The sequence below is a fragment of the Halodesulfovibrio sp. genome, assembly GCF_025210605.1.
In the GTDB taxonomy this organism is placed as follows: Bacteria; Desulfobacterota; Desulfovibrionia; order Desulfovibrionales; family Desulfovibrionaceae; genus Halodesulfovibrio.
This window is the reverse complement of sequence record NZ_JAOARI010000037.1, coordinates 17,381-43,505: the sequence shown is the minus strand read 5'-3', so window position 1 is coordinate 43,505 and position 26,125 is coordinate 17,381. Positions and strand designations below refer to the sequence as shown.

At 46.2% G+C, this 26,125-nt stretch carries 27 protein-coding genes; 25 read left to right on the top strand and 2 right to left on the bottom strand.

The genetic code is table 11. The features are described from left to right. Window positions 1-222 precede the first annotated feature (222 nt). The gene (locus N4A56_RS14685; protein WP_295548460.1) at window positions 223-711 is read right to left on the bottom strand and encodes an MGMT family protein; all 489 of its coding nucleotides are present in this window, start codon (window positions 709-711) and stop codon (window positions 223-225) included. Between the two features lie 21 nt (window positions 712-732). Beyond that, window positions 733-1,758 (bottom strand): TIGR01212 family radical SAM protein, encoded by a 1,026-nt coding sequence (locus tag N4A56_RS14680; protein ID WP_295548458.1) that lies wholly within the window; start codon window positions 1,756-1,758, stop codon window positions 733-735. An 87-nt stretch (window positions 1,759-1,845) separates the two neighbouring features. Between N4A56_RS14680 and N4A56_RS14675 the strand changes: the two genes are divergently transcribed. The 25 genes from N4A56_RS14675 to N4A56_RS14555 all read left to right on the top strand — a co-directional run bounded on the left by N4A56_RS14675 (window position 1,846) and on the right by N4A56_RS14555 (window position 26,115). Beyond that, the gene (locus N4A56_RS14675) at window positions 1,846-2,886 is read left to right on the top strand and encodes a rod shape-determining protein (RefSeq protein WP_293671218.1); all 1,041 of its coding nucleotides are present in this window, start codon (window positions 1,846-1,848) and stop codon (window positions 2,884-2,886) included. Window positions 2,887-2,959: 73 nt separating this feature from the next. Continuing rightward, window positions 2,960-3,781, top strand: a complete 822-nt coding sequence (gene mreC, locus N4A56_RS14670; protein WP_295548457.1) for a rod shape-determining protein MreC — start codon at window positions 2,960-2,962, stop codon at window positions 3,779-3,781. Between the two features lie 26 nt (window positions 3,782-3,807). Beyond that, a complete protein-coding gene (locus N4A56_RS14665) occupies window positions 3,808-4,296 on the top strand; it encodes a hypothetical protein (RefSeq protein WP_293671216.1) in 489 nt (162 codons plus the stop codon). Then, window positions 4,280-6,076, top strand: a complete 1,797-nt coding sequence (mrdA, locus tag N4A56_RS14660) for a penicillin-binding protein 2 (RefSeq protein WP_295548454.1) — start codon at window positions 4,280-4,282, stop codon at window positions 6,074-6,076. Before N4A56_RS14665 ends, mrdA begins: the two co-directional genes overlap by 17 nt. After that, entirely contained in the window at window positions 6,073-7,188 is a 1,116-nt protein-coding gene (gene rodA / locus N4A56_RS14655; protein WP_293671214.1) for a rod shape-determining protein RodA, read from the top strand. The genes mrdA and rodA overlap by 4 nt, the downstream gene beginning before the upstream one ends. A gap of 55 nt (window positions 7,189-7,243) precedes the next feature. Then, window positions 7,244-7,603, top strand: a complete 360-nt coding sequence (locus tag N4A56_RS14650; RefSeq protein ID WP_293671213.1) for a polymer-forming cytoskeletal protein — start codon at window positions 7,244-7,246, stop codon at window positions 7,601-7,603. A gap of 358 nt (window positions 7,604-7,961) precedes the next feature. Beyond that, on the top strand, window positions 7,962-8,378 hold the full coding sequence (locus N4A56_RS14645) for an ATP synthase F0 subunit B (RefSeq protein WP_293671212.1): 417 nt from the start codon (window positions 7,962-7,964) through the stop codon (window positions 8,376-8,378). Window positions 8,379-8,454: 76 nt separating this feature from the next. Then, window positions 8,455-8,970 carry an ATP synthase F0 subunit B gene (locus tag N4A56_RS14640; protein ID WP_366519933.1) on the top strand — a complete coding sequence of 172 codons (516 nt, stop codon included), beginning with the start codon at window positions 8,455-8,457 and terminating at the stop codon, window positions 8,968-8,970. Then, window positions 8,967-9,518 (top strand): ATP synthase F1 subunit delta, encoded by a 552-nt coding sequence (atpH, locus tag N4A56_RS14635; RefSeq protein WP_293671210.1) that lies wholly within the window; start codon window positions 8,967-8,969, stop codon window positions 9,516-9,518. Before N4A56_RS14640 ends, atpH begins: the two co-directional genes overlap by 4 nt. A gap of 4 nt (window positions 9,519-9,522) precedes the next feature. Beyond that, entirely contained in the window at window positions 9,523-11,031 is a 1,509-nt protein-coding gene (gene atpA, locus N4A56_RS14630; RefSeq protein WP_293671209.1) for a F0F1 ATP synthase subunit alpha, read from the top strand. Between the two features lie 16 nt (window positions 11,032-11,047). Continuing rightward, a complete protein-coding gene (locus tag N4A56_RS14625; RefSeq protein ID WP_295548448.1) occupies window positions 11,048-11,932 on the top strand; it encodes a F0F1 ATP synthase subunit gamma in 885 nt (294 codons plus the stop codon). 19 nt (window positions 11,933-11,951) lie between these two features. Then, on the top strand, window positions 11,952-13,361 hold the full coding sequence (atpD, locus tag N4A56_RS14620; protein ID WP_066855309.1) for a F0F1 ATP synthase subunit beta: 1,410 nt from the start codon (window positions 11,952-11,954) through the stop codon (window positions 13,359-13,361). Window positions 13,362-13,381: 20 nt separating this feature from the next. After that, window positions 13,382-13,786, top strand: coding sequence for a F0F1 ATP synthase subunit epsilon (locus tag N4A56_RS14615; RefSeq protein ID WP_293671207.1), 405 nt, complete (start codon window positions 13,382-13,384; stop codon window positions 13,784-13,786). Between the two features lie 235 nt (window positions 13,787-14,021). After that, on the top strand, window positions 14,022-15,395 hold the full coding sequence (glmU, locus tag N4A56_RS14610; protein ID WP_293671206.1) for a bifunctional UDP-N-acetylglucosamine diphosphorylase/glucosamine-1-phosphate N-acetyltransferase GlmU: 1,374 nt from the start codon (window positions 14,022-14,024) through the stop codon (window positions 15,393-15,395). Window positions 15,396-15,432: 37 nt separating this feature from the next. After that, entirely contained in the window at window positions 15,433-15,669 is a 237-nt protein-coding gene (locus N4A56_RS14605; protein ID WP_293671205.1) for a cell division protein ZapB, read from the top strand. 21 nt (window positions 15,670-15,690) lie between these two features. Further along, window positions 15,691-15,963: a cell division protein ZapA gene (locus N4A56_RS14600; RefSeq protein ID WP_295548443.1), complete on the top strand. Its 273-nt coding sequence runs from the start codon at window positions 15,691-15,693 to the stop codon at window positions 15,961-15,963. A 169-nt stretch (window positions 15,964-16,132) separates the two neighbouring features. Then, complete coding sequence (gene rny, locus N4A56_RS14595) at window positions 16,133-17,692, top strand: ribonuclease Y (RefSeq protein WP_293671203.1); 1,560 nt, start codon at window positions 16,133-16,135, stop codon at window positions 17,690-17,692. Between the two features lie 324 nt (window positions 17,693-18,016). Beyond that, a complete protein-coding gene (locus N4A56_RS14590; RefSeq protein WP_295548440.1) occupies window positions 18,017-18,901 on the top strand; it encodes a LytTR family DNA-binding domain-containing protein in 885 nt (294 codons plus the stop codon). A 1-nt stretch (window position 18,902) separates the two neighbouring features. Continuing rightward, on the top strand, window positions 18,903-20,876 hold the full coding sequence (gene acs, locus N4A56_RS14585) for an acetate--CoA ligase (protein ID WP_295548437.1): 1,974 nt from the start codon (window positions 18,903-18,905) through the stop codon (window positions 20,874-20,876). Between the two features lie 80 nt (window positions 20,877-20,956). Beyond that, window positions 20,957-21,631, top strand: coding sequence for a phosphoribosylglycinamide formyltransferase (gene purN / locus N4A56_RS14580; RefSeq protein ID WP_295548435.1), 675 nt, complete (start codon window positions 20,957-20,959; stop codon window positions 21,629-21,631). 3 nt (window positions 21,632-21,634) lie between these two features. Beyond that, on the top strand, window positions 21,635-22,606 hold the full coding sequence (locus N4A56_RS14575) for a LysR family transcriptional regulator (protein ID WP_293671199.1): 972 nt from the start codon (window positions 21,635-21,637) through the stop codon (window positions 22,604-22,606). 10 nt (window positions 22,607-22,616) lie between these two features. Continuing rightward, on the top strand, window positions 22,617-23,195 hold the full coding sequence (gene amrA / locus N4A56_RS14570; RefSeq protein ID WP_295548433.1) for an AmmeMemoRadiSam system protein A: 579 nt from the start codon (window positions 22,617-22,619) through the stop codon (window positions 23,193-23,195). Between the two features lie 152 nt (window positions 23,196-23,347). Continuing rightward, entirely contained in the window at window positions 23,348-24,487 is a 1,140-nt protein-coding gene (locus N4A56_RS14565; protein WP_295548432.1) for an MFS transporter, read from the top strand. Window positions 24,488-24,550: 63 nt separating this feature from the next. Next, window positions 24,551-25,036, top strand: coding sequence for a hypothetical protein (locus N4A56_RS14560; protein WP_295548430.1), 486 nt, complete (start codon window positions 24,551-24,553; stop codon window positions 25,034-25,036). A gap of 257 nt (window positions 25,037-25,293) precedes the next feature. Continuing rightward, window positions 25,294-26,115 (top strand): substrate-binding domain-containing protein, encoded by an 822-nt coding sequence (locus tag N4A56_RS14555; RefSeq protein WP_295548428.1) that lies wholly within the window; start codon window positions 25,294-25,296, stop codon window positions 26,113-26,115. Window positions 26,116-26,125: the final 10 nt, after the last annotated feature.

The window sequence follows — 26,125 nt, the reverse complement described above, 5'->3', positions numbered from 1 at the left end:
ATTCATGACAACCGTATTCTTGCTACCTACTGTTTTACTATCGAGTTACTTACTATAATTAGCTTGAAATTCTACAGATCACGCCTAATCGCCTGAAACAAATTTTTAGATATTCAAAGCCTACCTACACCCCTAACCTTTTTTCAGGAGGGGGAGTGCAGAGGGGGAACCTCGTTTTTTTGAAAAAAACGGGGTTCCCCCTCTGCCCGCCGGAGGCAAACCCTAATCAGAACCTAAAGGCAACACACCTTCTAATCCAAGAAGATATCGTTTCATGCTTACTCCCTGCGCAGAAAAACCGCCGATTCCTGAAGCAGCTACGACGCGATGACAAGGGATAAGCAGCGGCCAGCGGTTACGAGCCATAATTTGCCCTACTCCGCGTGCTGCATTGGGGCTGCCAGCCAAACCTGCAAGCTCACCATAGGATACAGTTTCACCGTAAGGAACCTGCATTAAAGCGGTCAGTACCTTTTGACCAAATGGAGTCATATTTTCGAGAGCAAAAGAAATTCGAGGCCAATGGACGTGCTCACCGGATTCATACCGAAGCAGACAAGCCTGTAATTGCTGTGCTGTTTCAGACAAGGCGTCAGAAGATTTCTCTCCATCAGCCCACAGCAAAGAAATCTCAATCAGTTTTGAGTCCTGCCAGTTTAAAATAAGCCGTAACTTATTGCCGACTACTTGTTCAACTTCTGGTAGAAACATTAGGTCCCCGTACTCTTTACGTTATTGACGCGGCAAAAAGCCCATTTGTTCTGCAATTGCATCATACTCTATGTCCCATTGCTCGCGCAGGCGCCGCGGCAGGTTCTCTCTGATAGTAAACCACAGTGGAATACCATGTGGAGCATCAACGTCCTTGCCCTGCCATGTATCTCTTGCAACAAGCTCTGCCATAATTTTATCTATCAATGCACGTTTTGCTGTCCCCCATTTAGGGGCGAGCAATTCGCCTTCGAGAGCATCGCCTGTCAGACGCTGAATAACCACAGTGCTCGGAACTTTGGGCACAGCACGCGCTATAGCATCGATAAATTCTTCTTCACTCATTGGAGTGTAGTCACCCATCCGCCACATTTTTTCAAGCACAGTACCTTCTGCAACATACAAGCTGTGAAACTTGATACCGCGCAACGGAAGTTTACTCACCATCTCCACTGTCTTTAAAAAATCTTCAACGGACTCACCGGGCAGCCCTGCAATCAAATGTGAACAGACTTTTATGCCTCTTTCAGCTGCTAAATTCACCGCTTCAACAAAATCTTCATAAGAATGTCCGCGATTTATACGCTCAAGAGTGGCGTTATGGGCAGACTGAAGCCCCAATTCTAGCCAAATCTCATCCAATTGCTGCTTCGCAATGATGTCTAATTTTTCTGTATTAATACAATCTGGTCTTGTGCCGATAGATACTCCCATAACCCCTTGTAAAGATGTGATAGAAGCGAGGTTTTTAGAGAGTTTTTCTGGAGTCCCATAAGTATTGGAAAAAGACTGCAAATAGGCTATAAACAATCTCGCGTTTTGAGAGCGTGTATATTTATTATACCAGGAATCCCACTGATCATTCAAACTCATCCCCTGGAGACCCATTCCAGAACCCGAACCTGAGGGATTGCAAAAAATGCATCCGGAACGAGAAAGCGTTCCATCTCGGTTGGGACAGGTCGCCCCGGCATCCAGCGGAATCTTCTGTACACGCTCTGCAAATCGATAGCGAAAGTAAGTTGCTAATTGGAGATATCTATTCATCTTTTTGAATCTTGATCCGATTTATGATTTTTTAACAGGTTACGATGTAGCAAGCCACATCCTAAAGACCAAAGCAAGCGAGAGCATATGGCCAACGCACTAAATTTTCTTCTTGGAATGTTTTCCAGCGACCTTGCTATTGACCTTGGAACCGCGAACACCTGCGTTTACGTAAAAGGACAAGGCATTGTACTGCGCGAGCCTTCCGTAGTTGCTGTTAAAAAAGACAGCCGCGGCGGCAGCGTTGTACTTGCTGTAGGGCAAGATGCCAAGCGCATGCTTGGACGTACCCCAGGCAATATTCAAGCGATCCGCCCAATGAAAGATGGCGTTATCGCAGATTTTGAAATTACGGAAGCCATGCTCCGTCATTTTATCACCAAAGTCCACAATTCACGCCGTCTGGTGCGCCCTCGAATTATTATTTGTGTTCCTACCGGTATCACTCAGGTAGAAAAAAGAGCGGTAAAAGAATCTGCTCAAAGTGCAGGCGCACGTGAAGTTTACCTGATTGAAGAACCGATGGCTGCAGCAATTGGTGCGAACCTTCCGATTCAGGAACCTACCTCCAACATGGTAGTTGATATCGGAGGTGGTACTACAGAAGTTGCGGTTATCTCTCTTTCCGGTGTTGTTTACTCCAAATCTGTTCGCGTTGGCGGTGACAAAATGGACGAAGCCATTATGACACACGTAAAACGTAAATACAGTATGCTCATTGGTGAAGCGACCGCGGAAGATATTAAAATCAAAATCGCCTCTGCGTACACAATGCCACAAGAGGAAACTCTTGAAGTAAAAGGTCGTGACCTTGTTACTGGTATTCCGCAGCACATTACTATTACTTCCGAAGAAATCAGAAAATCCATCGCAGAACAGGTTGATTCCATTGTTCAGGCTGTACGTATTGCACTTGAACAAACTCCACCGGAACTTGCAGCGGACATTGTTGACCGTGGTATTGTTCTCACTGGTGGCGGTGCATTGCTTAAAGGTCTCGATCAGCTTCTGCGTGACGAAACTTCTTTGCCTATCACTGTTGTGGACGATCCGCTTTCCACTGTTGTTATTGGCACTGGTAAGGCACTCGACAACTTGGATATTCTGAAGGAGGTAACAGTCGATTAACTCCTCACTGAAACGCACTCTTATTTTCCTGTTCGCTGCTCTTCTTATATATTTGCTGCTGCTCTCATGGAACATGCGTTCCGGTGCGGTTGACCGTTTTGCTGCCAACACAGGGTTAGAATTCACCGGCGCTGTTTTAAAGCCCGGCAAATGGGTTGTACATAATACAACAACCCTTTGGGACGAATACATTCACCTTCAAGATGTTCAGCAAGAAAACGTCCGACTGTTAACGCAGGTAAAAGACTTAAGTTTTGAGCTTGCGGCCGCCAGAGAAAATGTTGCCGAGTTGAAACGACTCAGGGCACTTATGCACCTCTCTCCACCTCCTATGTGGAGCAGAGTTGCTGCCCGTGTGCTCTCGTATAGAATCGGAGTACAGGCAGAACTGGACTCTATCATTCTCGACAAAGGCTACGTGGACGGCGCAGGAAAAAACACCCCTGTCGTTACCCATGAAGGTGTTGTAGGGCGCATAATTAAAGCAGGTCCTACAACGGCTTCTGCCCTATTGCTGACTGACATGAACAGTCGCATTGCGGCTATCAGCAGCAAAAACCGGACTCGAGGACTCCTTGTAGGCTCCGGTAACCGAGATGAGCTGCTACTCAAGTACGTTCCTATCAATGCTCTGCTTGAAGAAGGGGAATTGCTTGTAACTTCCGGTCTTGCCGGTGCATACCCAAAAGGTTTGCCTATTGCCAGAATCGTATCTATTGGACATTCTGACATTTCCTTGTTCAAAACAGTTAAGGCCATACCGCTTGCCAGCTTGAGTAATCTTGAGGAAATCATACTGTTACAAGCAGCGCCTGCTGTTGCAGAAGCTGAAGTGACACCTCAATCGAGCGAACAGGTCTCTTCAGAAATTACTAAGCAGAACGCAACTAACTAGCGCTGTTTTCATACTCAGGCAGGGTTATGCAAAAAAGTAGGCGTCCCGTCATAAAAAATATATTCTGGTGGCTCGGCTACACAGTCGTGGCTATCTGGATGCAGTTTGCAATCGCAGGTGTGGATTTTTTCATGCCTGCGGTTATCTGCTCTATGCAGGAAGAAAATCCAAAGCAAACATTATGGCTTATCACTATGTTTGCTCTTATTCAGGAAGGCACAGGTGCTATTGCATTCGGCTCTTCCACCCTCTGGTATTGCTCTGCTCTTGTGCTGATGCACTACGGTAAGTGGATGTTTGATGCTATCAACTTCTTTTTCATCGTACTGGTGTCATGCGCTTTAGGGCTTTGGAACGTATGCCTCACATTGCTCATAGCAAATCTGCAATCATTCCAAGTTAATTTACAGCTACTTATCGCCGACAGCTGCTTGCTTGCCGGTATTATTCCTACGGTATGGCTCATTCTGTACTCACTACGGCAAGGATTCCTGCGTAATGTCAATACAACTTGACCCAGAAGGTTACCAGCCGCCTAAAACGGGATTATGGTTATTGCAGGGGCTTGTTCTCCTGCTTTTTCTCATTTTTTTACTCAGGTTCTGGTATCTTCAAGTTCACCACGGTGAAGATTTTGCGAAAAAGGCACGAGACAACCGGATTCGTCAGGCTCAAATCTATGCCCCACGCGGTTTGTTGCGGGCACGCAACGGCGAACTGCTCGCTGAAAACCGTCCGGCGTATGGTCTCGGCATTGTCCGTGAAGACGTGCAGGATATTGAAGCTACCTTACAGCAAATCAGTAAATGGACGGAAGTTCCTCTTAAAAACATAGAAAAGCGCTACAAAAAAGGGCGTCGTCGCGCCAAAGCTTTTGAACCTATGTTACTTGTTCCTACCATTGATTTTTCACAACTTGCTACCATTGAAGCAAACTCGCTGGACTGGCCAGGTCTGGTAATCATCACCCGCCCTCAACGCTTTTATCCCGAAGGCGAACTCTTTGCGCATATTCTTGGATACGTTTCTGAAGCGAATGAAAAAGAGCTGGAAAAAAACAAAGAGCTGAGTCTCGGTGACACCGTTGGTAAGCAAGGCTTAGAACTTATCAAGGAAGATACCCTGCGTGGCACAAAAGGGCTACGTCAGATGGAAGTAGATATTTCAGGGCGCGAATACAACTCGCAAACCTTGGAAGAGCCTTCCGCCGGTTCCTCTGTCAGTCTTTCTATCGACTTAGGGTTACAACGAATTGCAGCGAAGCAGCTTGAAGGTCAGGCTGGATGTATTGTTGTGATGAATCCTGATAATGGCGAATTACATGCACTGGTTACGACCCCTAGTTTTGACCCTAACGCCTTCACTCGCGGCTTGAGTCACAAAGAATGGGGTGAACTCCGTGATAACCCCAAATTCCCGCTGCAAAACCGCGTTATTCAATCTGTATATCCTCCAGCATCCATTTGGAAGCTCCTTATGGCAGGACTCTACTTACAGGAAGGCGTTGACCCGAACGAGACCATTAATTGTTCTGGAAAATACAAACTTGGCAACCACATTTTCCGCTGCTGGAAAAAGTGGGGGCATGGTCCTGAAAACTTAACTGACGCACTTGTACATTCCTGCGATGTCTACTTTTATGAAATGAGCCAGCGCATTGGAATTGATAAAATAGAAGCCTTTGCACGCAAGAATGGCTTTGGATCAAAAACAGGAATTGACCTGCCGCACGAACGTTCTGGGCTTGTGCCTTCCAAAGCATGGAAACGCAAACGGTTCAACCAGCCTTGGCAAGGTGGTGAAACAGTAATCACATCCATCGGTCAAGGTTTCACGCTGGTAACACCTGTACAGATGGCAGTTTTTATCTCTTCGTTATTGAATGAAAACGGGGAACTTCTCAAACCTAATCTGTTTAAAGGTGCGCCGAAGACTGTTCGAGGCATTTCACCGCTTACCAAAAAACAGCGAGAATTTATCGTCAAAGCTATGCAGGAAACTGTTGAGGCTAAACACGGCACAGCACGCAAGTTGCGGACAGATAAAGCTATTGTTGGTGGGAAAACCGGAACAGCACAGGTTATAAAGCTTAAAATTGACGCCAATGATAACCGCCTCAAAAACGAAGATCTTGAGTACTGGCAGCGAGACCATGCTTGGATGGCTGCTTGGGCTAAGTTTAACGGTAAAAAATACGTTGTTGTCACTATGGTCGAACATGGCGGCGGCGGATCTGCTACTGCCGGTCCAATTATTCGTAATATTTTGAATTACATTTACGAGCACGACAAATGATTGCATTTGACCGAAGACTACTGACACATATGAACTGGGGATTGCTCCTTATCACAATTCTATTGTTCAGCATCGGAGTTTTAAACCTCTACTCTGCAAGTGCATTTATGTCTCAGGAAGGTATGGCTGTTACTGCGTATTACCAAAAGCAACTGCTTTGGGGACTAATTGGCTTTGGCGTACTCATCCTGTCTGTGCTCATTGATTACCGGCATTTAAAAAGTCTCGCGTGGCCTATTTTTATTGTTACCATCATCACACTTTTGCTGGTTCCTGTTGCTGGCAAAACCATTTATGGCGCACGCCGCTGGCTTGATCTCGGATTTTTTAATTTTCAGCCTAGTGAACTTGCTAAAATTTCGACGATTATAATCACAGCGCGTCTTTTGTCCCGCTCTGCCCATCCACTCGACTGGAAAGAGCTTTTCATCATGCTTGGTATTTGCTCCATCCCTGCTGCACTTATTTTAACTCAGCCTGACCTTGGAACAACACTGAACATGTTACTGAATGTTGGTGGAATCATTTTATTTCGAGGACTTACACGACGTGTTTTTAAAACATGTGCCGTAGTAATCCCGTCACTGATTCCTGTCGGGTGGTTCTGTATGCTCGACTACCAGCGACAACGTGTGCTTACTTTTTTGAACCCCGGTGACGACCCGCTAGGGGCTGGATATCAGATTATTCAATCCCAAATTGCGATTGGTTCCGGTCAACTTACCGGCAAAGGTTTCCTTGGCGGTACACAGTCACAGTTGCGTTTTTTACCGGAAAAGCATACGGACTTTGCTATTGCAGTATTTGGGGAGGAATGGGGATTTATAGGCTGTCTATTATTACTGTCTCTTTTTTGCCTTTTTTTACTAGCCATATTTACCACCAGCAGAGATGCTAAAGACCGCTTTGGCTCTTTCATATCCGCCGGAGTTTTCTTTTACTTCTTCTGGCAGTTCCTTATCAACATGGGAATGGTGATGGGACTTATGCCGGTAGTTGGTATTCCACTACCTTTTATCAGCTACGGCGGTAGTGCTACGGTGGTTAACCTATGCCTTATAGGTCTTGTACTGAATGTTTCGATGCGACGATTTGTTTTTAAAACAGATTAAACCTGTTATACGATTTTTTTGATGCACTACGTGCGTGAGTAGAAAGGAGTCTCCAATGGCTAAAGACGAAATCAATGCCTTTTTAGGTTCTGGCACAATTTACGAGGGTAAACTTAACTTTCAGGGTTCTGTTCGCATCGACGGTAACTTTACCGGCGAGGTCATTTCTGAAGGTACTCTGGTAGTCGGTAAAGATGCCAAAATGAAAGGACAGATCCGTGTAAGCCAGATGATTTTATCCGGTCACATTACCGGCGAAGTATACGCAACAGAGCGTGTTGTACTGCATAAAACAGCTAATTTAGTGGGTACCCTGCATACCCCTGCTCTTGTTGTTGAAGAAGGCGCAAAAGTTGAAGGTCAAGTTTCTATGAATGGCGCTACTGAAGCCATTGTCAAAGAACCTGCTGCTTAGCCGAAACACGCATTAGCTTGCATTGAAAAACCGCCTCAGGGCGGTTTTTTTGTTTACGGTTACATTTTTTGCAAAAACTTTTTTGAAAATTTCACAAGCATTATATTTTTACGCATTTTTACCTTGTGCAATAATGCGCTTCTGCGTATCCCATCAAACTCACATAGTTACGCTCTAAAGCCCTCGTCACTTACCGTATGCTTTTTTCGTTAATGCACGATTATCAAGCCCTCACGGTCGACTGTTTAATTACACAGTAACCCTTTTTTTTAAAAAAGGTTTTGACACAACATAGTGAATCAGCTAATTCGGAAAACGACTTTGAGCTTAAATTCACAACCTCACCAAGGGAGCAGGCATGATCGATTTGGATATTACGTTACTTATCCAATTGGTGAACTTCCTCATCGTGCTGGTTGGCTTGAACGCACTCCTGATCCGCCCCATCCGGGAGATTATCAAGCAACGCCAGGACAAAGTGTTAGGGTTGCTTGGCGACGCCGAACAGTTCGTCGAAGCCTCTGACTCCAAAATCAAGAACTACGAGAACGCTCTTGCTGAAGCGCGTAAAGCAGCTGTTGCTGAACGCGAAAAAGTTAAAGAGGTCGCTCTCGCTCAGGAAGCAGACATTGTAGCCAAGGCAACCGCAGACGCTCAGGCTTCTATCGCTGCATCCAGAGAGAAAGTCGCTACCGATGTAGCAAAAGCTATGGATACGCTGAAAGGGCAAGTGGGCGCTCTGGCGGAACAAACCATGGCAAAAGTGCTCGGATAGCCGCGTAAGCGTTGAAGGAGGGTTCGCTTTGAAAAAGCTGAGAACTATAGTCGGTGCATCTGCGTTGCTGCTGCTTATGGCAACTACAGCGTTCGCACAGACCGAAGGACATGGCTTACCGTGGGATAACTTCGCATACCGCGTAATTACCCTCGTAGTCGTACTCGGCGTCATCTGGTATGCAGGTGGAAGCAAGATCAAAGCCTTCTTTAATGGTCGCGCAAGCGGCATTGAAGAAGAGCTGATATCTCTTGAAACTCGCAAAGCAGATGCAAAAGCCAAGCTAGCTGACGTTGAACAGCGCATTGCCAACATGGATGCAGAAGCCCAGAGCATCCTTGATGAATACCGTAAACAGGGTGAAGCAGCTAAAGCTGCTATCATTGAGCGCGCTGAGAAGTCCGCTGCCCAGATTACGGAACAGGCAAGCAAAGCTGCTGAAAACGAAGTAAAGCAGGCTATGGAGCAGATGCGTGAAGAAATGGCTGAACTTGTTGCTGATGCTGCTGAGCAGATGATTGCTAAGAAGCTCAACAAAAAAAGCCACGAAGCACTCATCGATAAATACTTAACTAAGGTGGTGCTCAGTTGACCGGTAACATCATAGCAAGAAGATACGCCAGGGCGCTATTTTCTCTTGGCAAAAAGGCTGGCTCTGAAGAGCTGAAAGCCTACGGCAAGGAGCTTGATGCACTGGCTAAAGTGATCAAGAGCACACCTGAGCTTGGTAAAATATTCCGAAATCCAATTATCTCTATTGAGGAAAAGAAGGCAGTTCTGGCTTCTTTGTTGGATAAAGGTAACGTAAGCGTTGTTGTCCGCAACTTCTGCAATTTGCTCGCGGATAAAGACCGTCTTACTACCATTCCGGAAATTCAAGCCTTTTACAATGTTCTGCTTGATGCCGAACAGGGTGTTGTTCGCGGTGAGCTGATTACCGCAATCAAACTTCCTAAGGCCAAGTGCGATAAAGTAAAATCCCAATTGGAAAAACAGGCTGGCCAGAAGCTGTTCCTGTCTTTCAGTACCGACAAGTCCATCCTTGGCGGCGTTGTACTGAAAGTAGGCGACAAGGTACTCGACGCTAGCCTCAGAGCACAGCTGGGTATCTTGAAAGAAAACATCAAGAGGGGTGAGTAGGGCCATGCAGATTAAAGCAGAAGAAATCTCCCAAATTATTGAAAGCCAGATCGAAAATTACGAACAGCGTGTAGAAATGAGCGAAACCGGTACTGTACTATACGTAGGTGACGGTATTGCTCGTGTTTACGGTGTTCGTAATGCTATGGCCATGGAGCTGCTGGAATTCCCAGGCGGTCTTATGGGCATGGTTCTTAACCTTGAAGAGGACAACGTTGGTGTTGCTCTTCTTGGTGACGACACAGGCGTTAAAGAAGGCGACCCAGTAAAACGTACTGGTCAGATCTTCTCCGTACCAGTTGGTGACGAAGTTATGGGTCGCGTTTTGAACCCGCTTGGTCAGCCACTCGACGGTCTCGGACCAATTGAAGCTGCTCAGGTTCGTCCTGTTGAGCTTAAAGCTCCTGGTATCATCGCACGTAAATCCGTTCACGAGCCAATGCCTACCGGCATTAAAGCTATTGACGCAATGACCCCTGTAGGTCGTGGTCAGCGTGAACTGGTTATCGGTGACCGTCAGGTTGGTAAAACAGCTGTTTGTCTTGACGCTATTCTGGCGCAGAAAAATACTGACATCCACTGCTTCTACGTAGCTATCGGTCAGAAAAAATCTACCGTTGCTCTTGTAGCAGATACCCTTAAGAAGCATGGCGCGATGGAATACACAACCATCATCTCTGCTACCGCTTCTGAACCGGCACCATTGCAGTTTATTTCTGCATACACCGGTTGTACCATGGCTGAGCACTACCGCGACAATGGCAAACACGCTCTCATCGTTTACGATGATCTGTCCAAACAGGCTACTGCGTACCGCCAGATGTCTCTCCTGCTCCGTCGCCCTCCAGGACGTGAAGCGTTCCCGGGTGACGTATTCTACCTGCACTCCAGACTTCTTGAGCGTGCAGCTAAAGTTAACGACGATCTCGGCGCTGGTTCAATGACTGCTCTGCCTATCATTGAAACTCAGGCTGGTGACGTATCTGCATACATTCCTACCAACGTAATTTCCATTACTGATGGTCAGGTTTACCTTGAGCCAAACCTCTTCAACGCCGGTATCCGCCCTGCTATTAACGTAGGTCTTTCTGTATCCCGAGTTGGTGGTGCTGCTCAGATTAAAGCTATGAAGCAGGTTGCAGGTACTATGCGTCTTGATCTTGCTCAGTACCGCGAACTCGCAGCGTTTGCTCAGTTCGGTTCTGACCTTGATAAAGCAACTCAGGCTAAACTGAATCGCGGTGCCCGTCTCGTTGAGCTGCTCAAGCAGCCTCAGTACGAGCCAATGGAATTCTGCGAGCAGGTTGCTTCTATGTACGCTGCTACTCGTGGCTTCATGGATGACGTTGAAGTTGAAAAGATTCGTGAATTCGAATCCGGATTGCTCGACTTCCTGCGTTCTTCCAAGTCCGACATTCTTGCTGACCTCAAAGATCGTGCTGTAATTGACGATGACATTGAAGGTCGCCTGAAAGCCGCTATTGACGAGTTCAAAAAAAGCTTTAGCGCTTAAGGATTGGAGGTAGTTTATGCCTTCATTGAAAGATGTCCAATTACAGATTGCCGGGGTTAAGAAAACCAAGCAGATTACAAAAGCAATGAACATGGTTGCTTCTGCAAAACTGCGCGGTGCTCAGTCTCGTATCGAACGTTTCCGTCCTTATGCGGAAAAATTCTACGATATGCTGGGTGATCTTGCCAGCAAGGCAGACGAGAATGCACATCCACTGCTTGAAGTCCGTGAGGAAATCAAAACTTGTGCGATTGTGTTAGCAACTTCCGACCGTGGACTCTGCGGCAGCTTTAATGCTGGTCTTATTTCTAAGGCTGAAAAGCTCGCCAAAGCAAAATCTGCGGAAGGTAAAGACGTTAAGTTCTACTGCGTAGGTAAGAAAGGACGTGATTTTGCACAAAAATCTGAGTTCGACCTTGTAAAAGGTTACCCGGATTCCATGGGCAATTTTGACTTCTCTCTTGCTAACGAGCTGGGAATGGAAATTATCCATGCCTACCTCACTGGTGAATTTGATGAAGTTGTACTCATTTACGGCGAATTCGTAAGCATGGGTAAACAGGTTCCTGTTGAACAGCAGATCCTTCCTATGTCCTCTGAAGAAGCACCTGAGGTTGAAGAAGACACCACAGGCGTTAAAAAAGAGTTTATCTACGAACCAGCTGTAGAAGGTCTCCTTGCAGAACTTCTGCCCCGCTTTATTAAGGTCCAGATTTACCGTGGTTTGCTTGATACTTCTGCATCTGAACATGCAGCTCGTATGGCAGCTATGGATAATGCCACAAAAAACTGTGACGAAATGGTCGACAACCTGACACTTATCTATAACAAGACCCGTCAGGCCGCCATTACCAGTGACCTAATGGATATTGTCGGTGGCGCTGAAGCGCTGAAAGGATAAGTAAGGGAGCGAATAAGCTATGGCTAACGTAGGTAAAATCGTTCAGGTTATCGGCGCGGTTGTTGATATCGAATTTGCCGATGGCAACCTGCCGAATATTCTGAATGCTGTTAAAATTGATAACCCGAATAACACCGACGCCCCAGTGCTGATTTGTGAAGTAGCACAGCACCTTGGCGACAACGTAGTTCGTACCATCGCGATGGACGCTACTGAAGGTCTTGTTCGTGGTATGGAAGCAACTGATACTGGCGCAGCTATTACTGTACCAGTTGGTGACGCTTCTCTTGGCCGCATCATGAACGTTGTTGGTGTACCAGTGGATGAAATGGGTCCTATTGACGCGAAAAAGCGTATGCCTATTCACCGCCCTGCTCCGGATTTCACCGATCAGGACACCAACGTTGAAGTTCTTGAAACCGGCATTAAAGTTGTAGACCTTCTCATTCCATTCCCTAAGGGTGGTAAAATGGGTCTCTTCGGTGGTGCGGGTGTTGGTAAAACCGTTATTCTCATGGAAATGATTAACAACATCGCTAAGCAGCACGGTGGTATCTCCGTATTCGCTGGTGTTGGTGAACGTACCCGTGAAGGTAACGACCTTTACCACGAAATGAAGGACGCGGGCGTTCTTGAGAAAGCTGCCCTCGTTTACGGTCAGATGAACGAACCTCCAGGGGCACGTGCACGTGTTGCGCTTACTGCTCTTACCTGTGCGGAATACTACCGTGATGAAGAGAACCAGGACGTGCTTCTCTTCGTTGACAACATCTTCCGCTTTACTCAGGCTGGTTCCGAAGTATCTGCTCTCCTCGGTCGTATGCCATCTGCGGTAGGTTACCAGCCTACTCTCGGTACTGACCTTGGTGGTCTTCAGGAACGTATTACATCCACAACCAAAGGTTCTATTACCTCTGTTCAGGCTGTATACGTACCTGCTGATGACTTGACTGACCCTGCTCCGGCAACCACATTCTCTCACCTCGATGGTACTCTCGTACTTTCCCGTCAGATTGCGGAACTTGGTATTTACCCAGCGGTAGACCCGCTTGACTCTACCTCCCGTATTCTTGACCCTAACGTTGTAGGTGAAGAACACTACGCTATCGCTCGTGAAGTGCAGATGATTCTCCAGAAGTACAAAGACCTTCAGGACATCATCGCAATTCTCGGTATGGACGAACTCTCTGATGATGACCAGCTCGTTGTAGCACGTGCTCGTCGTATTCAGCGTTTCCTCTCCCAGCCGTTCCACGTAGCGGAAGTATTTACCGGTACTCCTGGTGAATACGTTAAACTTGAAGACACCATCAAAGGCTTTAGAGGCATTCTTGACGGTGACTACGACCACATGGCCGAAAACGACTTCTACATGGTCGGCGGCATCGAAATGGCTATCGAGAAGTACAACCAGGGTCAGCAGGCTTAATCCCTAAAAGGAGCTGACTTATGGAAAATACACTTCGTCTCGAGATTGTTACGCCAGATCGGCTCGTACTTAGCGAAGATGTGGACTATGTAGGCGCACCTGGATTTGACGGTGAATTTGGTATCCTTCCAAATCACATTCCTTTCCTTGCTGCACTGCAAATCGGACCTCTGCACTACAATGTTGACGGAAAAACACGCTACGTGTTTCTTTCCGGCGGCTTTGCAGAAGTTTCCGAGAACAAGGTAACCGTCCTTGCTGAGGCTGCCGAACGTGCCGAAGATATCGATCTTGCACGCGCACGTCAGGCTAGAGAGCGTGCTGAACAGCGCATGTCCATGGAAATGGATAACGTTGATTACGCTCGCGCACGAGCAGCTCTTGCTCGTTCACTCCATCGCCTCAAACTGCTTGATTCTGAATAATATTCAGACGATCGCAATATAAAAAAAGCAGATTGCCTTTGGGCAGTCTGCTTTTTTTATACCCAACCATTCCGCATAACTGCACCAAAAGAACAGCCGCAGGCATTCGTCATCCCCTTCAGAGCTGTTACCTCTCACATATATCTATTATACGTTTCTACTAGACAAATCACCACTCGCAGACGTAGTACATATGCGTTAGAACTACTTGTTACACGTAATCTCAGGAGTGATAATGTCTGCCAGAGAGACAATCGGAGCGCTCGTGCTAGCAGCGGGTAAAGGAACCCGCATGCACTCAGATAAACCTAAGGTTCTGCAAGAACTCTTAGGCGCACCAATGCTCCGTTATGTATATACCGCGTTAGATCCGCTCTTCGGCGAAGGCATTTGGACTGTTATCGGTCATCAAGCAGAGATGATTGAACAGACGTTTGCCGGTGAAGACCGAAATTTTTTGTATCAAGCTGAACAGCTCGGCACAGGGCACGCATTGCAAACAGCATGGGACGCACTCGTTGAGTCCGGCATTTCCCATGTACTTGTTATCAATGGTGACACACCTCTTTTGCCGCAGCCTCGACTCATCAACTTTTTAAAAGAATGCCTGTCCAGCAATGCTGATATAGGCTTTATGACTCTTACCCTTCCACAACCCGGCTCTTTTGGTCGCGTTGTACGCCATCTGGGCGATGTAGCTGCCATCATCGAAGCAAAAGACTACGATGAAAGCCTGCATGGTCCCGAACCTCGCGAAATTAATGCGGGGATTTACCTGCTCAACATCGCAAGTGTTACACCGCTTCTTAAGCGTCTTACCAACGAAAATAAGAGCGGTGAATATTATATTACAGACCTCGTCGGCTTTGCTGTTGAAGAACAAATGTCAGTTGTTGGAGTAGACTGCGGCAACGACCCGCATCTTCTCGGCATCAACAATCCAGCAGAGCTTGTGCGTTCAGAATCCTTGCTTCGTGCCAACCTTATTATGGAATGGCTCGACCAAGGTGTTACCATCCACGCGCCGGAATACGTGCGTGTAGGTCCAATGGTAACACTTGAGCCGGGAGCAGTTTTGCATGGACCGTGTGAAATCTACGGTGAAAGCCGAGTTGAGCGCGGCGCAGAAATTTATTCTAACACTTGGATTAAAGATTCCAATTTAGCGGAAGGATGTGTTATTCATCCATTTAGCCACCTTGATGGAGTGACCGTTGGTAAAAACTGCGTAGCAGGTCCATACGCTCGACTTCGTCCGGGTGCTGTCATGGAACAAGGTTCCAAGGTCGGCAACTTTGTAGAAATGAAAAAATCCGTACTGGGAGAAGGCTCCAAGGCAAACCACTTCACCTATCTTGGCGATGCTGAAGTAGGCACAGGTGTTAACATTGGTGCAGGTACTATTACCTGTAACTACGATGGTGTTAACAAGCACAAAACAACTATCGAGGACAACGCTTTTATCGGCTCTAACACCTCGCTGGTTGCTCCGGTTTGTGTGGGTAAAAATTCCCTTGTTGGAGCAGGCTCCGTAATAACAAAAAACATTCCTGAAAATTCTATTGCTGTTGCCCGTGGTAAGCAAAAAAACTTGCCCAAAAAATGCTAGTATTGATTTCTCGTACCAAAAAGGATAGTTAAAGCTTATGGAACTTATAGACCGTTTAGAACAAAGATTAGAATCTCTTCTTGAAGAAGTTGAGTCCCTTAAGAATGAAAATCTTCAGCTTAAAGAAGAAGTTGAAGTAAGTCTTTCTGTTCTTGAAGAAGAGAACCGTGCTCTGAAGGAAGAACTGGAACAGGAACGTTCCACAAAAGATCAAGTTATGGGTCGTATAGACGGGCTGTTAACTAAACTTACCAACCCTACAGACTCAATGTAATACGCTATGCGCAGCTTCAATTTGAAGATACTCGGCACCGAGGTCTCTTTCAAATCAGAAACAGACCACGATACTGTCGAACGGGCAAAAATCCTCGTTGAGGAGCGCTATAATACGCTCTACACTCCAGGTATGCCTATCAGTAAGGAAAAAATGCTCATTTTCCTTGTGTTGGGTCTCGCAGATGACTATCTGCAAACATCAGATAAGCTGCAAGCGCTCGAAGAACGATTAGAACGATTAACATCGAGAGTGGCAGGCTGCACAGAAAAAGACTCTTCTTCGCAAGAATAAGTCGCCTTGCGCTGATTTTTTCGTCTGCTTTCTGTATGCCACTGCATGTCATAATGCAGTCAGTCGGGGCTTTAGACCGCTCTCACTATTATATATAAAGGCACAACTGTGCTCTAAACTTGTACATTTCAGGTATTCTATACCTGTGTGTAATAACGGGAGAAAAGGTATGAGTCTGATCTCATTCGGGCTCGTCCTTGTTGGTGCTATTCTTGGAGCTGGCTCTGGATACGCACTGCATAAAGTTGTTTCCTCTAAGAGAATGGATGACGCAAGAGAACTCTCTACGCGCATTATTGAAGAGGCTCGAAAGGAAGCACAGGCTCAAAAGAAAGAAATCATTCTTCAGGGTCAGGACGAGATTTACAAACAAAAGCGTGAAATTGAACGAGAATTTAAAGACCGTGAGAATGAAACCAAAGCTCGTGATCGTAAAATTCAAGAACTCAGTGAACGCGTAGAACGTAAGCGCGAACAGGCAAACCAGAAAGAACAGGAACTGCTTTCTCTGGACAAAGACCTGACTCGCAAAGAACGAACACTCGAAGATAAAATGACTCTGCTCGATTCCAAATTGGATGAGCAGGAGCTTAAATTACAAGAAGTATCTGGTCTCACAATTGAAGAAGCAAAAGAACGCCTCTTCAATGAAGTGGAAGCACGCACTAAGCATGAAGCCGCTAAAATGATCCGCCAGATCGAAATGGAAGCGAAAGAGACTGCCAACCGCAAATCTCAGCACATTATTGCTACAGCTATCCAGCGCTATGCAGGTGACTATGTAGGCGAACAGACTGTTACCGCTGTTACCCTGCCAAGCGAAGACATGAAAGGTCGCATTATTGGTCGTGAAGGGCGCAACATCCGCGCTATCGAAGCAGCCACTGGCGTTGACCTTATTATTGACGATACTCCAGAAACAGTAATTCTTTCTGCATACAGCCCGTTGCGTCGTCAGATTGCTAAAATGGCACTCGAGCGCCTTATCAGCGATGGTCGTATCCATCCTGCACGCATCGAAGACGTTGTACGCAAGGTTGAGCAGGAACTCGAAGTTCAGCTTCGTGAAGTTGGCGAGCAGGCTACTTTTGATGCTGGCGTTCACGGTATTCACCCAGAGCTTATCAAATTCCTTGGTCAGCTTAAATACCGTACCAGTTTCTCACAGAATGTGTTGCAGCATTCTTTGGAAGTATCTTCCCTCTGTGGAATGATGGCTGCCGAGCTTGGGCTTGATATCAAAAAAGCTAAACGTGCAGGTTTGCTGCATGACCTCGGTAAAGCTGTTGACCATGAAGTCGAAGGCCCACACGCACTTATTGGTGCTGACCTTGCGAAAAAATATGGCGAAGCAAAAGACATTGTGCATGCAATTGCAGCGCACCATGAAGACACTCCGCCAACCACAGCGCTTGCAGTTCTCGTTCAGGCTGCGGACTCCCTGTCCGGTGCTCGTCCGGGTGCTCGCAAAGAGCTGCTTGAAAACTATGTTAAACGCCTTGAAGAACTTGAAGGCATTGCAACAGCATTTGATGGCGTAGCAAAAGCATACGCAATTCAGGCTGGTCGTGAAATCCGTGTTATGGTCAACTCAGAAAACGTTGATGACGATTCCACCTACCTGCTCTGTAAAGAGATTGCTGACAAGATTGAAAACAATCTTACCTACCCGGGTCAGATTCGCGTAACTGTTATTCGCGAACGACGCGCAGTAGGGTTTGCAAAATAGCAACATATCGCATGCAAACACAAAAAGACCGTACTTTGTACGGTCTTTTTTTTTATAAAATACTCATTGGACGCTTACCCCAGAAAAACTCTTGTATACAAGATACTCTTACCTTCTCACATAAGGCTTCAGGCGATGCGTCGATTGCAAGACATACCACGCCTAGTTACTCATCTCTGTACCGATTACTCAGTCTAAATTTGCGCTGATTAGTTGTTCAACCAGAAGAATACGGGTTTCCCTTCACATGAAGCTGTTGAAAATGTAGTATTGAATAAGTCAGTTATATAATTTCACTCCAGCTTTTTACTCACGGTTGCCACTATGTTACCAACACTTCTTGTGCATCCTGTTCCAGAAATCCGCGCTCAGCTCAGAGAATTTTTTGAGCCTGTAGATTTTGTGCGTATAGTGGGCGAAGCCGTGCATGTTGACGAAGCACTGGAGCTGCTCAGTGCCATTGAGTACGCAGTGCTTGTTGTTGCTGTTTCTATAAAAGAGCCACGCGACGGTTTCGAACTCACAAGGCGGCTGCGGGGACGCACCAAACAGCCTGCACTAATTTTTCTGGCAGATAACGAGGATGACGCGTTCACAGCATTCGAACTGGACGCTACAGACTACCTGATATTTCCTTGCACTCCGGAGCGATTCGCGCGTTCGGTAGCACGTCTTGAACACTTTAAAATGCACTTCAACCTTGCTCAGGAACCTTCAACCCAATGGCAGGAACAGACAGATCAAACTTCCGTCGATGCTGAACAGGAAGAACCTGAACAAACACTCCGCCTCCCATTAGAAGAAGAAGAGCAAGATCAGTTTCTACATGCCTTGCGTCAAGCGTGGGAACTTACAGAAAAATTCCGTCCGGCAGAAATCGAAAAACTTGCCATTACTTCCGGCGGGCGAACAATGTTATTGCCCTACAATGAGATTATCTTTATTGAAGCCAGCGAAGATTATACGTATGTTCACACAGCTTCAGGGAAACACCTTACGTCATACAGGCTTAAAATTCTGGAAGCCAGATTGCGTCCGCACAACTTTTTCCGCGCTCATCGCAAGTTTCTTGTAAATCTGGATATGGTCACAGAAATCGCATCACTACCGGGTTCTAACTTCATGCTGCGAACAGCCGGACGTACCCGCATTGAAATTCCTATCAGCCGCAGAAGGCTAGGCGAACTCAAACAGGTTTTGGGGTTATAGCATGACAGACAAAACACGCCCTACATCAAATGGAACAGTTGAATCCCTTTTAACGGAACAACGTGTTTTTCGTCCATTGCCGCGCGTAATTGCGGATTCTGCTGTAAACCCTGCCGACTTGAAGCTTGCTCATGAAAAAGCAGATACAAACAGACTTGCATACTGGGAAGAAGCCGCAGAACGCCTGCAATGGTATCGTCGCTGGAACACTGTGCTCGATGAATCTTCCGCCCCGTTTTATAAATGGTTCGAGGGAGCTCGTTGTAACATTGTGCATAACGCCCTCGACAGACACATTACTTCTCCTAACCGAAACAAGCTTGCACTGATCTGGGAAGGAGAACCGGGAAACACGAGAAGACTGACCTATTTTGAGCTGTACAGAGAGGTAAACAAGTGTGCCAACGCGTTACGCGAGCTTGGCGTAGCCAAAGGTGACCGCGTTGTCATCTATCTGCCCTCTTTACCGGAAACTGTCATTTCCATGCTCGCCGCTGCCAAAATCGGCGCAATCCACAGCGTTGTCTTTGCGGGATTTTCTGCTCATGCCCTTGCAGAGCGCATTGAAGACGCAAAGCCTAAAATAATTATCACCGTCGATGCCTTCTACCGCAACGGACGCGTTCTTGCTCTCAAGCCGCTGGTTGACGAAGCACTGGAGCAAGCAGAACATTCCGTAGAACATACAATTGTTGTTCACCGAACGCATGTCACAGTCTCCATGAATCCCGAAAAAGATTTATGGTGGCATGATGTTATGCGTGAAAAATCGTATGAAGCCATCACGGAAAGCATGGAAGCCACCGACCCGCTTTTTATGCTCTATACATCAGGTACAACTGATAAACCCAAAGGCGTTGTCCACTCTCACGGTGGGTACATGGTGGGCGTGCACCATACATTCACACAAGTTTTTGATAACCACGCTACTGACATTTTCTGGTGTACCGCCGATGTCGGATGGATAACCGGACATTCATATGTTGTGTACGGGCCTTTAATGGCAGGAACCACAACCTTCATCTACGAAGGGCACCCACTCTACCCTGAAGCAGGGAGAGTATGGTCAGTTGTCGAACGTTGGGGAATTTCTGTTCTTTATACAGTACCTACACTTATCCGAATGCTAATGCGATTCGGGGAAAAATACACCCAGCAGCATGACCTGAGTACATTACGGCTCCTTGGCACTGTCGGTGAACCAATTTCGCCAGATGCGTGGGTCTGGTTCCATAAAAATGTCGGGAAAGGACGATGCCCGCTCCTCGATACATGGTGGCAAACCGAAACCGGAATGATTATGATATCTCCGTACCCGATTTCCGTGCTCAAACCGGGGTCTGTTGCACGCCCGCTACCAGCTGTTGATGTGGATATAGTTGATGATACCGGCACTTCTGTTCCTACAGGCAAAGGGGGCTACCTTGTCATCAAGAATCCTTGGCCTGCTATGATTACTACACTGTTCAACGATGACGAAACCTATAAGGAAATGTATTGGTCACGCTTTGCGGGACAATATTGCTCCGGTGATATTGCGCGCAGAGACGAGGATGGTTACATCTGGGTTCAAGGGCGTGCAGATGATGTCATCATGATTGCAGGACACCGCATTGGCACTGCCGAATTCGAAGCAGCTCTTGCAACGCATCCTCTTGTAGCCGAGTGCGCTGTTATCGGTATACCGAATGCTATCCGTGGCGAAGTTGCAAAGGCGTTCGTTGTTCTTAAAGAGCAGACTGACACTCTGTATTTTATGGATGAAGAAAGCGAGACTGAACAGCAACTCATTGAACATGTTCGTGCTGAATTGGGTTCCATTGCTGTCGTTGGTGCTGTAGATATTCGAGACGCACTGCCGCGTAACCGAAGCGGTAAAATAATGCGCAGATTGCTGCGAGCAGAAACTACCGGCAGCGAAATTGGTGACACAAGTACACTTGAAGAAGACCCATTCTGGGCAACGACTGACTAACTCTACACCATCCAGCTATTTTTATAGCGAGTATACAGGTACAGCCCTGCTGTACGCATAGATATTTTTGGGGAGAAAAAATGGCATTAAAAATAGCGGTTCTTGCATCCGGCTCCGGCTCTAATCTTCAATCGATAATAGATGCCGTTACCCGTGGTGTACTCCATGCAGAGATAGCGCTCGTCATCTGCAACCGCAGTGATGCATTTGCGCTGGAACGTGCCCAAAAAGCCGGAATCCCGACTGCGACAATTCTACATACAGAGTATAAAGACCGCGAAGCCTTTGATGCTGCCATGATTGAGCAATTGCAATGTGCTGGCTGCGAATTAATTGTACTGGCTGGCTTTATGCGACTGCTTACTCCTTTATTCATCCAAACCTTCGCAGGAAAAATTGTGAACATCCATCCTGCGCTGCTCCCTTCCTTCAAAGGAACTCATGGCATAGCGGATGCCGTTGAATATGGGGTGAAACTCGCAGGCTGTACTGTACATTTTGTTGATGAGATTATGGACAACGGTGCTATCATAGCCCAAGCTGTAGTGCCATTTGCTCCCAACGAATCAGTAGATGTCGTACAAAAACGGGTTCTTGAATTTGAGCACCGCATTTATCCGCAGGTTCTGCAATGGATTGCAACAGGACGTGTACAACAAAACGGACGCAAAGTTTCTGTTCAGGATACTGGGTTGCCCAAGGCACTCACAAACGGACACTTTCTTGTTTCACCACAATTAGAAGATGGATTTTAGGTAATGAATTTAGGGCGAGTTAATCTGGCTTCAGTAAACCTTAACCTGCTTGTTGCTCTTAAAGCGTTGCTTGATGAGGGCAATGTGACCCGTGCGGCAAACCGCTTGAATATTACTCAGAGCGGCATGAGCAAGAATTTACGTCACCTGCGGGAACTCTTTGACGACCCGCTTCTTGTACGCAGCGGTAATAATTTTGCGCTCACCGAACGCGCTGTAGAACTAAGCCGAAATCTGGAACGAATCCTCGGAGAAGTGACCGAACTACTTGATCGAAGCAGTTTTGAACCTTCAGAGTGTACGCGAACCTTCACCTTTGCAACAACTGATTATGTTGCAGAATATATCTTCCCTAAGGTTCTGGAAAGTTATCGTAAAGTTGCTCCTAATATTTCCATCAGGCTTGAAATTTCTGACCGCTCTACAATCGGTAAGCTATCGAACGGTTCCTATGATTTAATCACATCCATGCTTGATTCACAACATCAAGGGTTACACCACCTTGTTATCGGACGCGACCAATTTGCATGCTGCATGCGCAAAGATCATCCGTTTATGCTGCGAGGCGGCGGTATTTCTCTTGATGAATACTGCGCATTGAATCACGCAGCGATTACCGGAGGGGGCGATAAGGTTCATATTATCGATGCAGAGCTTGCTAAAATCGGTAAGCGTCGAACTACTCGATTCTCTGCCCCGCTCTATACAACTGTTTGTAAAGTTGTAAGCCGCTCAGACATGATCGCAACCATGCCGAGCCATATTGCAAGCAACCTTGCACCAGAATTTGACCTTTCGTGGTGTGCGCTGCCGTTTTATGTTGAATCCTTCGATTACACAATTGCATGGCACGAACGCCAGCATCATGATGCCTCTCACATCTGGTTCCGCAATATGATGCAACAACAAATTCAATCCAGCCTGTACAGCCACATGGCACAAGAAACACCCAGCGAAATTTTGTGCGTATTATAAGGAATAAGACATGACTAGCCCCAAAAACGATGTCACAAACCTCTGTCTGGCACAAACGGATAAAGACTATTTAAAACAGCTTGTTAAAACAAGCATTACCTCGTACTTTGAGGGGCAGCATACTCTTGATGAAAACGCTGTTCCCAAACCGGAAAACCCACTGCTTGCCCAAGAACTTGGTGCTTTTGTAACGCTTACGAAAAATGGCGAGTTGCGCGGTTGCATTGGTAATGTTGTAGGACAAGGTGCTCTATATCTTACAATAGCCCGTATGGCACGGGCAGCAGCATTTGAAGACCCTCGCTTTCCACAAGTCTCCCAAACTGAATTCTCTGAGCTTTCCATAGAGATTTCTATTATGGGGCCACTCACCCTATGCCCTGACACAGCATTAATTGAAATTGGAAAACACGGACTTATTATGCAGTGTGGTGCACGTTCTGGGTTACTGCTTCCGCAAGTAGCAAAAGACTGGTGCTGGGATCGCCAGACATTTTTAGAGCAAACGTGCATTAAAGCCGGTCTTCAACCGCATATGTGGAAACATCCGGACACTAAAATATACTGGTTCGAAGCCTACGTATTTTAATCTGCCTACAGGACAATTTCCCACCCTGTCTCTTGTATCCAGAATACATACACAGCACTGCTTGCTTAACCAAACAACACACTGCTTTGTTTCTTCACACACGAGTGTGATGTTATTTTTATACCTTTTCTACGTTTCTCTGGAGAATTTCAATGTCCGACGCAGATCGCCGACGAATGTATATCTTCCTGCTTATTATGACCATTGCCGTTGCAACAGGCTTTCAAGCATGGCGCACACTTTACAACAACTTTGCGGTTGATATTGTTGGACTTACAGGTCAGCAAATAGGAATCATCCAATCCGTTCGTGAGATTCCTGGTTTTCTTGCCCTGCTTGTTATCTACCTATTGCTTTTTATTGCTGAACACCGCCTTGCAGCTACTTCCATACTTATTTTAGGACTTGGTGTAGGACTGACCGGCTCCATGCCGACATACCCCGGCATGATTCTCACCACGCTCATTATGAGTTTCGGGTTTCATTATTACGAGACAGTAAACCAGTCCCTGACACTGCAATATTTTGATCTCAAAGAAGCTCCTGTCATTATGGGCAGATTACGGGCAATGGGTTCAGTAACAAACCTCATTGTCGGCGGCTCAATCTTTCTGCTCAGCATGGCGCTCAACTTCCAGCAACTTTTCTGGCTGTTTGGTATTCTGGTTATGCTCACAGCACTCTGGTGCTTAACGCAAAATCCAACATCAAAAAATATCCCTCCACAACACAAAAAAATGATTCTACGCTGGCGTTACTGGCTGTTCTACCTGCTCAACTTTTTCGCAGGTGCGCGCCGCCAGATTTTTGTAGCATTTGCAGTGTTTCTTATGGTGGATAAATTCCAGTTCAGCATTCAGGAAGTCACGGTACTCTTTATTGTAAACAACATCATTAACTGGTGGCTTTCCCCTGCTATTGGTAGAGCCGTAAATAAATACGGAGAGCGCAAGGTTCTATCGCTGGAATATGCTGCGATGGTTCTTGTGTTCATCTCATACGCGTATGTTGAATCCAAGTTGCTCGTTGCCTTCCTGTATGTGTTGGATCACATATTCTTTAACTTCTCGTTAGCCATTAAATCATACTTTCAAAAAATTGCTGATCCGGCAGACATTGCGCCTTCAATGGCAGTAAGTTTTACCATCAACCATATTGCAGCTGTTGTTGTTCCGGCTCTTGGTGGCATGCTCTGGATGGTTGACTACAAAATTCCGTTCTTGGCAGCGGCAGGTTTAGCTTGTATTTCTCTTATATTAGTGCAACTTATTCGAACACCGGACACTAAGTAAGCCACTAGAAACTGACATACAAAAAGTAACATGATATACACCGGCTATACCAAGGAGATAATGATGAAACGATTACTCTGCCTCGTCCTCATTTGTATTACTTTTGCTGCATTACCTGCGTTTGCAGAACAGGCTCAACAACCTGTCAAGTCCACACAGGCAGCAGAACCAAAAGCAGATACTCCGGCAGTGATTGCATCGCGCACCACTCCGATTTTTATTGAGCAAAAAGGCGCTGACAACCTTGGCTCTATGCTTGCGTTTGAATTGAAAAGCGTTTGCAACACATCAAGCTTGTTCAAAATGACTGGTGACGATGTACCCAAAATTACAGTTATGATTAACACCATGTCTGAATTCGCAGATCGCCCAAAAATCGGCTCTGTATACAGCATTGTGTGGGTTTTTTCAGAAAACTCAAACAACCTTAAATACTTTCTTGCCCAAGACACTGGTATTGTAACAGCAGACAATGTCACCATGCTTGCCACATCCGTGGCAGATAAAACTGACCAGATCGCATTACAGTACGCGTATCTTTTCGAATAGCGTTTCCACCAAATTCCAGTAGATAGAAAGGACAATGAGTAACTCATTGTCCTTTTTTATTGTTAGGTTACGTTATTTTCCGTTATTATTTTCCGTTATCTTTTTTATCAACAAATTCAGGCGGTAACAATTCTCTACTAACAAGTGTCACATTAGAAGCAGGTTTTTTTCGCTTTCTTTCGCTGAAAAATACGATTACATCTTTTTTTGTCCCTAATACGGACTTAGAATTACTTAAAATAACGATGGAGTTTTTAATGAAAAAATTTGCTGCTTTACTTCTCGCGGTAGCACTGCTCGTGCCTGCAATGGCTCAGGCAAAAGATAAAGTACTCATGATGGCAACCACCACAAGTACTGATAACACCGGCTTACTTGACGAACTGATGCCAGAGTTCACAAAAGATACCGGCATTGAAATTCGCTGGACTGCTATCGGTACTGGTAAAGCGCTCGCTATGGGTCGTAACTGCGACGTTGATGTTCTGCTTGTACATGCTCCTGGCGCAGAAAAAAAATTCGTTAAGAACAACCACGGGATTAACCGTACCCAGCTTATGTACAACGATTTCGTAATTGTTGGCCCTGCTTCCGATCCTGCACATGTTATCGGCATGCCTGTTGAAAAAGCACTTAAAGCAATTGCTGCTGCAAAAGCTCCTTTTGCTTCCCGCGGTGACAACTCCGGCACAAACAAAAAAGAAATTTCTCTCTGGAAAGCTGCTGGCATGGCAGTTCCTGATAAAGCAGACTGGTACATGCAGCTTGGTCAGGGTATGCTCAAAACTCTGAACGCAGCAGCTCAGAAAGGCGCATACACCATGACTGACCGTGGCACATGGATCAAATACATGGACGTTAACAAAGGCAAGACACCGTTGAAAATCGTTGTAGAAGGCGATAAAGTACTCTTCAACCAGTACAGTGCCATTGCTATTAACCCGGGTGTTTGTCCAAAAGCACAGGTTAAACTTGCTAACAGCTTCATCGATTGGATGGCTTCCCCTAAAGCTCAGAAAGCAATCGGCAACTTCCGTCTGCTCGGCAAACAGCTCTTTACACCTAACGCAGGTAAATAATTTGCTGTTA

Excerpts from the sequence above, each read along its gene's own strand:
- N4A56_RS14685 (WP_295548460.1), bottom strand. The coding sequence starts at position 711 with ATGTTTCTACCAGAAGTTGAACAAGTAGTCGGCAATAAGTTACGGCTT.
- N4A56_RS14680 (WP_295548458.1), bottom strand. The coding sequence starts at position 1,758 with ATGAATAGATATCTCCAATTAGCAACTTACTTTCGCTATCGATTTGCA.
- N4A56_RS14675 (WP_293671218.1), top strand. The coding sequence starts at position 1,846 with ATGGCCAACGCACTAAATTTTCTTCTTGGAATGTTTTCCAGCGACCTT.
- mreC (WP_295548457.1), top strand. The coding sequence starts at position 2,960 with ATGCGTTCCGGTGCGGTTGACCGTTTTGCTGCCAACACAGGGTTAGAA.
- N4A56_RS14665 (WP_293671216.1), top strand. The coding sequence starts at position 3,808 with ATGCAAAAAAGTAGGCGTCCCGTCATAAAAAATATATTCTGGTGGCTC.
- mrdA (WP_295548454.1), top strand. The coding sequence starts at position 4,280 with ATGTCAATACAACTTGACCCAGAAGGTTACCAGCCGCCTAAAACGGGA.
- rodA (WP_293671214.1), top strand. The coding sequence starts at position 6,073 with ATGATTGCATTTGACCGAAGACTACTGACACATATGAACTGGGGATTG.
- N4A56_RS14650 (WP_293671213.1), top strand. The coding sequence starts at position 7,244 with ATGGCTAAAGACGAAATCAATGCCTTTTTAGGTTCTGGCACAATTTAC.
- N4A56_RS14645 (WP_293671212.1), top strand. The coding sequence starts at position 7,962 with ATGATCGATTTGGATATTACGTTACTTATCCAATTGGTGAACTTCCTC.
- N4A56_RS14640 (WP_366519933.1), top strand. The coding sequence starts at position 8,455 with ATGGCAACTACAGCGTTCGCACAGACCGAAGGACATGGCTTACCGTGG.
- atpA (WP_293671209.1), top strand. The coding sequence starts at position 9,523 with ATGCAGATTAAAGCAGAAGAAATCTCCCAAATTATTGAAAGCCAGATC.
- N4A56_RS14625 (WP_295548448.1), top strand. The coding sequence starts at position 11,048 with ATGCCTTCATTGAAAGATGTCCAATTACAGATTGCCGGGGTTAAGAAA.
- atpD (WP_066855309.1), top strand. The coding sequence starts at position 11,952 with ATGGCTAACGTAGGTAAAATCGTTCAGGTTATCGGCGCGGTTGTTGAT.
- N4A56_RS14615 (WP_293671207.1), top strand. The coding sequence starts at position 13,382 with ATGGAAAATACACTTCGTCTCGAGATTGTTACGCCAGATCGGCTCGTA.
- glmU (WP_293671206.1), top strand. The coding sequence starts at position 14,022 with ATGTCTGCCAGAGAGACAATCGGAGCGCTCGTGCTAGCAGCGGGTAAA.
- N4A56_RS14605 (WP_293671205.1), top strand. The coding sequence starts at position 15,433 with ATGGAACTTATAGACCGTTTAGAACAAAGATTAGAATCTCTTCTTGAA.
- rny (WP_293671203.1), top strand. The coding sequence starts at position 16,133 with ATGAGTCTGATCTCATTCGGGCTCGTCCTTGTTGGTGCTATTCTTGGA.
- N4A56_RS14590 (WP_295548440.1), top strand. The coding sequence starts at position 18,017 with ATGTTACCAACACTTCTTGTGCATCCTGTTCCAGAAATCCGCGCTCAG.
- acs (WP_295548437.1), top strand. The coding sequence starts at position 18,903 with ATGACAGACAAAACACGCCCTACATCAAATGGAACAGTTGAATCCCTT.
- purN (WP_295548435.1), top strand. The coding sequence starts at position 20,957 with ATGGCATTAAAAATAGCGGTTCTTGCATCCGGCTCCGGCTCTAATCTT.
- N4A56_RS14575 (WP_293671199.1), top strand. The coding sequence starts at position 21,635 with ATGAATTTAGGGCGAGTTAATCTGGCTTCAGTAAACCTTAACCTGCTT.
- amrA (WP_295548433.1), top strand. The coding sequence starts at position 22,617 with ATGACTAGCCCCAAAAACGATGTCACAAACCTCTGTCTGGCACAAACG.
- N4A56_RS14565 (WP_295548432.1), top strand. The coding sequence starts at position 23,348 with ATGTCCGACGCAGATCGCCGACGAATGTATATCTTCCTGCTTATTATG.
- N4A56_RS14560 (WP_295548430.1), top strand. The coding sequence starts at position 24,551 with ATGAAACGATTACTCTGCCTCGTCCTCATTTGTATTACTTTTGCTGCA.
- N4A56_RS14555 (WP_295548428.1), top strand. The coding sequence starts at position 25,294 with ATGAAAAAATTTGCTGCTTTACTTCTCGCGGTAGCACTGCTCGTGCCT.